Source organism: Lactobacillus helsingborgensis (genome assembly GCF_000970855.1).
GTDB lineage: Bacteria > Bacillota > Bacilli > Lactobacillales > Lactobacillaceae > Lactobacillus > Lactobacillus helsingborgensis.
The window spans coordinates 156,778-159,426 of sequence record NZ_KQ034047.1 but is presented as its reverse complement, the minus strand read 5'-3'; the positions used below and the strand labels follow the sequence as shown (position 1 = coordinate 159,426).

2 protein-coding genes are annotated in these 2,649 nt (G+C 27.0%); both read right to left on the bottom strand.

Translation table 11 applies throughout. The features are described from left to right. Window positions 1-1,607 (bottom strand): ATP-binding cassette domain-containing protein (locus JF73_RS09725; protein ID WP_084608704.1); only part of this gene is annotated, 1,607 nt, incomplete at its 3' end. Window positions 1,608-1,644: 37 nt separating this feature from the next. After that, window positions 1,645-2,550 (bottom strand): LpxL/LpxP family acyltransferase, encoded by a 906-nt coding sequence (locus tag JF73_RS06730; RefSeq protein ID WP_046327520.1) that lies wholly within the window; start codon window positions 2,548-2,550, stop codon window positions 1,645-1,647. Between the last annotated feature and the right edge of the window lie 99 nt (window positions 2,551-2,649).

The window sequence follows — 2,649 nt, the reverse complement described above, 5'->3', positions numbered from 1 at the left end:
GCCTTTAATCTTAAAGTTTTATTTTCAAGTACATAGTGTGTAAAATGTGCATGTTTAAATTCAATATCGTCATAATAATGAGCAACCTCAATCACTGTACAATCTAAATTTTGAATAATTTTATTTATTTTGTCCGACATTTTTGGATCTAAACTAGAAGTTGCTTCATCAATTAAAATAATTTTTTTATTAAAAAGAAGAGCTCTAGCAATTTCGATTCGCTGCCGTTGTCCACCAGATAAGTTTTTCCCACTTTCACCATAATATCTATTTAAAGCATCGTTACCTAGTTCATTAATCAATCCTACTTTTTCAAGAACAAATAAACAATCTTTAGTTGAGAAATCCTCGCCTAAAGTTAGATTAAAACGCAAAGTATCATTAAATAAGTTGGGATTTTGTCTTATATAAGCAATCCTACCAGATTCGAGAATATTGTTTATTTTACTATTCTTTTCCCTCAAATAAATTTTTCCGCTACTTGGTTTAATAGAACCCTGAATCAAATTAAGTATTGTCGATTTACCAACACCAGAAGCTCCTGTAATCAAAATTTTTTCTCCAAAAGTAATATTTAAATTCAAATTATTGATAATCTGTTTACCATTTGAGTACGTAAAATAAACATTTTCAAAACAAATTTTTGGCTTAATATCTTTCGATATTTTTTTAGGAGCTTTAAATTCAATCATATGTTCACTATAAGATTTTCGAATTTCTTGAGTAGTTTTTATCTTACTAAGATACTCTGAAACTGTTCCTAATGGACCTACGACTCTGTCACTAGCCATAAAAATACCAATCAAAGCTGCAGAAGATATCTTTCTTTGAATAACTAAAAGCAAGCCAATACCAATAGGTAAAATATAACTAACAACTGAAAGAATTGAAGCGACAAAAAAAGTAACAGCTTGCCAGTTATTCATAAGTAAATAAGAATTTTCGGATTCATTTAAATACTTATCTGTATCATTGTACATATACTTTTCAGCTAAATAAGTTTTGATAGTATTGGCTCCATTAAATAAATCAGTTACCTTACTTAAAAATCTACTACTATCTTCCTGCCACTTTGAAGAAGTGGCAGTTAATTTTTTACCAAAAATCTTTGGAGTTATCATAGGTAATAAAGAAAATAAAATAAACAAAATTCCAATAGGTATGCTTAAACTTAAAATATAAATTCCAGAGATTAATGCCATTAACAAAGACGCAAATACTTCAAACATCAGACTAAAGTAATCTGTTTCAACCAATTTAAAATCATTAAATATTTTTGAGACATTATCCGCAGTATCACTACTAAAAGTTGAAGTATTAATTTGCCCATAAATAAAATTACTTTTGAGCTTTACATTAAGCTTTTTTATTGCTAAATTTATTAACATTTTTCTTAAAGTCATTGAAAAATACACAATAGCCATTGCTGAAAAGCTTTTGACAGCATAAAACATTACTTCTAAAAATGTTGAGTTATGATTAAAATTTGCTATAGAAGAAAGTACCTGTGCCAAAACTACTCCATCAAATGATGAAATAATTGTTGTTATTATTATTGAAAATACGAGCCAATTAGGTAACCATCTAATTATGTTTTTTATTTTCATTTTTATCACCGTTGTATATTAAATTAATATATAATACTTAATTGATTGATATTCTATTTTTGGAAAACAAATACCAATACCACCACTTTTCAGGAGTCTTAACTATTATACTGTTTATCAGTCTGTGAATATTATTATTAATCTGTCCTACTGTCATATCTTTTATATTTATCTTGGAATAAAATCTTAATTCATAATGAGGAAAATCATCTATTCTTGTAAAAGTAACTGGTTGTATATTTGAATTATTTCGTTTAGCTAAGGCTGCTAATCCGTACGCTACGGGAAAGAAATTATCTAAATACTTAGTACGATACTTGGGTTTAGGACCTAATGTATATTCTGGAAATTCAAGTATATTTTTTGAATTTTTTAATAAATTATCCAACTTAAAAAGAGCATTAACTGGGTTAGATGTGTCTAAAACTTCTGTTATGTACTTTTTTAAGCTCGATAACATTACATCTAAAATGGACCGCATATGCTCCCCTTCATCACCATTAGCTAATGGAACATTTTGAATTTTTAAACTCGCCAATATTATTGGTATAGAATAAAAATCTCCCCAATGTGGACTAAAAATTATCGTATTTCCTCTCTTAATATCATTTAATTTTTCTTCATTTATAATAATTAAATTATTTTTTAGAAAACACTTTGTCTGAGAAAATAAATAAACAAATATAGCATCAGTTTCTTGAAACAAAATATAGTTAGCCCATTTTTTGCTCAGTGACTCTTGGTTTTTTAAATTAGTAAACTTCATGGCTTTACTTGCAATTGTCACAAGGTCTTGAATATTTTCTTTTTTTTCGTTTATTTCAATTTGTCTAATTAAAGAAATTTCTTTCCAAATCAAATCAAGTTGATTACTTTTTTTTAATACTTGGAAAAGACGTTGATCATCTAGATCACTCAAATACATAGAAAAATCATAAATCATTCTGTTGACTCTTTTCTTATCATAGTCTTTCTTATTTGATACAAGTTCATATCAAACTCATTAAAAGAGTTTATCAATAACAAGTTATCATATTATGGC